This window comes from Stenotrophomonas sp. 05L44_2, assembly GCF_056665995.1.
The window spans coordinates 1-5,282 of sequence record NZ_JBFTNR010000455.1; the positions used below are offsets into that span (position 1 = coordinate 1).

The window sequence follows — 5,282 nt, forward strand, 5'->3', positions numbered from 1 at the left end:
ATCCATGAGCGGCTACTCCCCAATAACGGCTTCGACTGGAAGGATCTTTCCCCGGGCGGCAGTATAGCCTCCTGATTGAACGGAACGCGTTACGTGGCCACTCCCCTGCCCCAGATCCTGAGCAACCTGCACAACGCCGCCGCTGCCGCCGGGCGGCCACCGCCGCGCCTGCTGGCGGTGTCCAAGACCCAGCCGGCCGAGGCCGTGGCTGCGCTTGCCGCGCAGGGCCAGACCGCGTTCGGCGAAAACTACGTGCAGGAAGCGCTGGCCAAGATGCAGGAACTGCAGCCGCTGGGCCTGGAATGGCACCTGATCGGCCACCTGCAGTCGAACAAGGCCGAACCGGTGGCCACGCACTTCGACTGGGTGCAGAGCGTGGACCGGCCCAAGCTGGTCGCCGCGCTGGCCCGCTACCGCCCCGCTGAACGCGGCCCGCTGAACGTACTCATCCAGGTCAACATCGATGACGAGTCGAGCAAGCACGGCTGCGCGCCGGACGACGTGGACGCGCTGGCGGCAACCATCGCCGCCGAGCCGAACCTGCGCCTGCGCGGCCTGATGGCGATTCCTGCGCCGTGGCCCGACGCCGAGCGCCGGCGCGACGCGTTCGTGCGCATGCGCACACTTTTCGAGGCGCTGGCTGCCGCTCATGCCCAGGTGGACACCCTGTCGATGGGCATGAGCAGCGACTACGCTGAAGCGATCGCCGAAGGTGCCACCCTGGTGCGCATCGGTACCGCCCTGTTCGGCGCGCGTCCGCGCCCGGCCTGATTCCAAGGAGATTCCCATGGCAGCTGATTCCATCACCTTCATCGGCGGCGGCAACATGGCCCGCAGCCTGATTGCCGGCCTGATCCGGCAGGGCGTGCCGGCCGCGCACATCCACGTGGCCGAACCGGTGGCCGAACTGCGCGAAAAGCTGGCTGCCGATTTTGGCGTGCAGACCCACGACAACGCGGCCGCTGCGGCGGCGCAGGGCAACACGTGGCTGCTGGCGGTGAAACCGCAGGTGCTGCGCGAGGTCTGCCAGTCACTGCAGGTGTTGGCGCAGACACAGGAGCCGTTGGTGATCTCGATCGCCGCCGGCATCACCAGCCCGCAGCTGCAGCGCTGGTTGGGTGGCACGCTGCCGGTGGTGCGCGCGATGCCCAACACCCCGGCCCTGCTCGGCGCCGGGGTCACCGGCCTGTATGCCACGCCAGCGGTGGATGCGCAGCAGCATGCGCAGGCCGAACGCGTGCTGGCCAGCGCGGGACGCACGGTGTGGATCGACGACGAAGCGCAGATGGATTCGGTCACCGCCGTATCCGGCAGTGGCCCGGCCTATGTGTTCCTGCTGGCCGAAGCAATGGAAGCGGCCGGCATCGCACAAGGCCTGCCTGCAGAAGCGGCGCGCACGCTGGTGGTGCAGACACTGCTGGGCGCCTCGCGCATGCTGGACGAAGCCGGTGAAAGCCCAGCCGAACTGCGGCGCCGGGTGACCTCACCCAACGGCACAACCCAGGCGGCGATCGAAAGCTTCCAGGCAGGTGGGTTTGAAGCGTTGGTGGAAAAGGCACTGCGTGCCGCGCAGGTGCGTGGGCAGGAACTGTCTGCCGCCAATGATTGAAACAAGTGTGCCGACCAACGGTCGGCACCCACCGCCATCCACGCATGCGTGGATCTACGTGCCCAGCCTGGCCATGACGAAATCAACGAAACACTGCAGCCGCGGTCGGGGGCGACGGTCGGGCAGGTAGATCAGGTGCATCGGCCGTGGCTCGGGCAGATAGTCGCGCAGCAGTGGCTTCAATCGTCCCGCTGCGATTTCACCGGCAAGCAGCGCGGTCGGCTGCAGCACCAGGCCTGCGCCCGCCACGGCTGCTTCGCGGAGCGCGTAACCGTCATTGCTGGTCAACCGCGCTTCCCAATCGACCTGTTCGCCATTGGCCAGCTGCCAACCGTGACCGCCGCGCCAGGCCAGGTGGCTCAGGCAATCATGTCCTTCAAGATCGGCGGGCGTGCGCGGCGTACCACGGAGCCCGCGTGGCTGCACCTGCAGCCCGGCCACGTCCGCCTCGGCCTGCTGCACCTGTTCCAGCACCTGCCGGCAACCGGCCAGGTAGGCAGTGCCGGCTTCGGTCAGGCGTTGGCGACGGGTGTTCCGCTGCAGCAGCGCGGTGCCCAGGTGCGCTTCCAGCTGCTGGATGTACTTGCCGACCATCACCGCCGACACCTGCAGGTGGCTGGCGGCAGCGGAAAAACTACCGTGCTCGGCCACGGCGACGAAGGCCTGCATGCAGCGCAAGGTATCCATTGCAAATCCATGGTTAGGAATATGCGAATCATAAGCCACTTACCAAACCAACCGGTGACAGCGCAGACTGCATCCATCCCCTCTCGCAAGGAGCTGTCATGAAGATTCTTCTCGTCGGTGCCAGCGGCACCCTCGGCCAGGCGGTCGCCCGCCACCTGGGCCAGCAGCACGACATCCTCGCTGCCGGCCGCCACAGCGGYAGCCTGCGCGTGGACCTCACCGACGACGCMAGCGTGCGCGAACTGTTCGCGCAGACCGGCCCGGTCGATGCGGTGATATCCACCACCGGCAAGCTGCATTTCGGCCCGTTGCAGCAGATGACACCCGAACAGTTCAACGTCGGCCTGCAGGACAAGCTGCTCGGCCAGGTACGCCTTGCACTGGCCGCGCAGCACCATCTCAACGCWGGCGGCTCSATCACSCTGACCAGCGGCATCGTCAGCGCGCAGCCGATCCGCGATGGCGCCAACGCCACCGCCGTCAACCATGCGCTGGAAGGTTTCGTGCGGGCGGCGGCGCTGGAACTGCTGCCGCGCGGGCTGCGCATCAACGTGGTCAGCCCGAACGTGCTGGTGGAATCGATGGAAGCCTACGGCCCCTACTTCCCCGGCTTCGAAGCGGTGACCGCACAGCGCGCGGCGCTCGCCTTCCAGCGCGCGGTGGAAGGCATCCAGAGCGGCGAAACCATCACCGTCTGGTAACGAGCGTGCCGACCAGGGTCGGCACCCACCAGCACGGTCAGCCCCAGCGCATCGGGCCGTCGCCGCGCTCGCCGAGCACGTCATCCGGGTTGGCCAGGCGGCAACGCTTCAGTGACAGGCAACCGCAGCCGATGCAGCCGGTCAGCTCGTCGCGGAGCAGCTGCAGCATGTGGATGCGTTCCTCCAGTTCCACCTGCCAGCGTGCCGACAGCTTGGCCCAGTCGGCCTTGGTCGGCGCCCGCCCCTGCGGCAGGCTCTCGAACGCACGTGCCACCGCTTCCAGCGGCATGCCCACGCGTTGCGCCACGCGGATCACCGCCAGCCGGCGCAGCACGTCGCGGGCGTAGCGGCGCTGGTTACCCGACGTGCGCAGGCTGCTGATCAATCCCTTGCGCTCGTAAAAATGCAGCGCAGAGACGGCCACGCCGCTGCGACGGGCGACATCGCCGACGCTCATGTCCTGTGCCAGCATCGATTGACCTCAACTTTGGTTGAGGTGGCATGCTGCTACCATCGCCGCCAGATGACAAGCGCGGCCCGTCCGCCTCCGCAGGAACCCGATGCCCTCCCCCGCTGCCACGGCCGATCCGGTCGATTCCTCCATCCTGTCCGCGCGCTACCGCGCCACCACCCTGGGCATGGTCGCCCTGGTCTCCCTGCATGCCTTCGAGGCACTGGCGGTGGCCGCAGCAATGCCGACCGTGGCCGAGGCCCTGGACGGCCTGCGCCTGTATGCGTTGGCCTTCGGCGGCACCTTGGCCACCAGCGTGATCGGCATGACCCTGGCCGGCCGCTGGGCCGACCGCCACGGCCCCGCACGCCCGCTATGGTGGGGCCTGGCCTGCTTCGTGCTCGGCCTGCTGCTGGCGGGCTTCGCCCTGCGCATGGGCATGCTGGTGGCCGGACGCCTGCTGCAGGGCCTGGGCGCAGGCGCCATTTCGGTGTCGCTGTATGTGATGGTCGGCCGGACCTATCCCGAGCATCTGCGGCCGAAGGTCTTCGCCGCGTTCTCTGCCGGTTGGGTGGTTCCGTCGATGATCGGCCCGGCGCTGAGCGGTGTGATCGTGCAGCATCTTGGCTGGCGCTGGGTGTTCCTGGCGGTGCCGTTGCTGGCGATACCGGCCGGCCTGCTGCTGCGACCGGCGCTGGCGCGCATGCAGGCTGCAGCCACGGATGTTGCCGATGATGGCCGCGGCAACATCGTGCGCTGGGCCAGCGGCGCCTCCCTGGCTGCCCTGCTGCTGTATCTGGGCGGGCAACAACAGGGCGTACCGGCACTGCTGTGCATCGGCGTGGCGATGCTGGCGCTGCTGTTCTGCGTGCATCGCCTGTTGCCCGCCGGCACCCTGCGCCTGCGCCGTGGCCTGCCCAGTGTGATCGCATTGCGTGGTGTGGCCGCTGCCGCGTTCTTCGCCTGCGAGGCCTACCTGCCCCTGCTGCTGCAGCGCGAGCGTGGGCTGTCACCCAGCTGGGCCGGTGCCGTGCTGAGCCTGGGCGCGCTGGGCTGGTTCACCGGCTCGTGGCTGCAGGGTCACCAGCAGCGCGGCTGGTCGCGGCAGCAACTGCTGCGCGTGGGCACACCGCTGATGACCGTGGGCATCGCCGCGACGCTGGCGGTGCTGTTCACTGCGGTGCCACTGCCGGTCGCCCTGGTCGGCTGGACACTGACCGGCTTCGGCATGGGCATGATCTACGCCAGCCTTTCGGTGCTGACGCTGTCACTGTCACCACCACACGAACAGGGTGCGAACACCTCGGCCCTGCAGTTGAGCGAAGCACTGTCGGTGACCACCGCACTGGCGGTATCCGGCGCGCTGTTCGCACTGTTCGTGGAAAGCGCCCCGCATACCGGTTACATCCTGTGCCTGGCCATCACCCTGGGCCTGGCGGTGTTCGCCACGGTGATCGCACGTCGCGTGTAGACGCCCCGGAGAGCGTCCCGTTACGGCCTCGCCACCGTACCCWCTTCATCGATGTCCTGGTGCAGGATGCGGCGCACTTCCAGCACTGCCTGCGGCGTCTCCTGCACGCTGTGGCCGGAGATGATCACCTTCTCCGACAACGCGCCCGGCAGGTGCGAGCTCCAGTAAGGCACCAGCCCATCGTCGGATTTCTCCACCGGCAGTTCCGGTTTGCGCTGGGCGATGATGGAGTGGTACTTCAGGCCCGGCGTGATCGGCAGCTGCGCAGCGGCTTTCACGAATGGGTCGCTGGCCTTGAGGTTGTCGATGCTGTTGGGAATCTTCGGCTTGGCCGTGCCATCCGCCTGCTGCTCGGCCTGTGCC

At 68.1% G+C, this 5,282-nt stretch carries 6 protein-coding genes and 1 pseudogene; 4 read left to right on the forward strand and 3 right to left on the reverse strand.

What is annotated here, in order from left to right; all coding sequences use genetic code 11:
- The first annotated feature begins 93 nt into the window (after positions 1–93).
- The gene (locus AC1VAN_RS15445) at positions 94–771 is read left to right on the forward strand and encodes a YggS family pyridoxal phosphate-dependent enzyme (RefSeq protein ID WP_032977304.1); all 678 of its coding nucleotides are present in this window, start codon (positions 94–96) and stop codon (positions 769–771) included.
- A 16-nt stretch (positions 772–787) separates the two neighbouring features.
- On the forward strand, positions 788–1,609 hold the full coding sequence (proC, locus tag AC1VAN_RS15450) for a pyrroline-5-carboxylate reductase (RefSeq protein ID WP_442251282.1): 822 nt from the start codon (positions 788–790) through the stop codon (positions 1,607–1,609).
- 54 nt (positions 1,610–1,663) lie between these two features.
- On the opposite strand, the gene AC1VAN_RS15455 is transcribed toward proC, so the two are convergent.
- Positions 1,664–2,296 (reverse strand): LysR family transcriptional regulator, encoded by a 633-nt coding sequence (locus AC1VAN_RS15455; protein ID WP_480986134.1) that lies wholly within the window; start codon positions 2,294–2,296, stop codon positions 1,664–1,666.
- 98 nt (positions 2,297–2,394) lie between these two features.
- Between AC1VAN_RS15455 and AC1VAN_RS15460 the strand changes: the two genes are divergently transcribed.
- Positions 2,395–2,997 (forward strand): short chain dehydrogenase, encoded by a 603-nt coding sequence (locus AC1VAN_RS15460; protein WP_025874043.1) that lies wholly within the window; start codon positions 2,395–2,397, stop codon positions 2,995–2,997.
- Between the two features lie 37 nt (positions 2,998–3,034).
- On the opposite strand, the gene soxR is transcribed toward AC1VAN_RS15460, so the two are convergent.
- Complete coding sequence (gene soxR / locus AC1VAN_RS15465) at positions 3,035–3,469, reverse strand: redox-sensitive transcriptional activator SoxR (protein WP_032951587.1); 435 nt, start codon at positions 3,467–3,469, stop codon at positions 3,035–3,037.
- A gap of 88 nt (positions 3,470–3,557) precedes the next feature.
- Between soxR and AC1VAN_RS15470 the strand changes: the two genes are divergently transcribed.
- Positions 3,558–4,919, forward strand: coding sequence for an MFS transporter (locus AC1VAN_RS15470; RefSeq protein ID WP_099783070.1), 1,362 nt, complete (start codon positions 3,558–3,560; stop codon positions 4,917–4,919).
- A 20-nt stretch (positions 4,920–4,939) separates the two neighbouring features.
- On the opposite strand, the pseudogene AC1VAN_RS15475 reads toward AC1VAN_RS15470, so the two are convergent.
- Positions 4,940–5,282: pseudogene (locus tag AC1VAN_RS15475) on the reverse strand (alpha/beta hydrolase); the annotation flags it as partial.

Coding starts and splice junctions, on each gene's coding strand:
- proC (WP_442251282.1), top strand. CDS start 788: ATGGCAGCTGATTCCATCACCTTCATCGGCGGCGGCAACATGGCCCGC.
- AC1VAN_RS15455 (WP_480986134.1), bottom strand. CDS start 2,296: ATGGATACCTTGCGCTGCATGCAGGCCTTCGTCGCCGTGGCCGAGCAC.
- soxR (WP_032951587.1), bottom strand. CDS start 3,469: ATGCTGGCACAGGACATGAGCGTCGGCGATGTCGCCCGTCGCAGCGGC.
- AC1VAN_RS15470 (WP_099783070.1), top strand. CDS start 3,558: ATGCCCTCCCCCGCTGCCACGGCCGATCCGGTCGATTCCTCCATCCTG.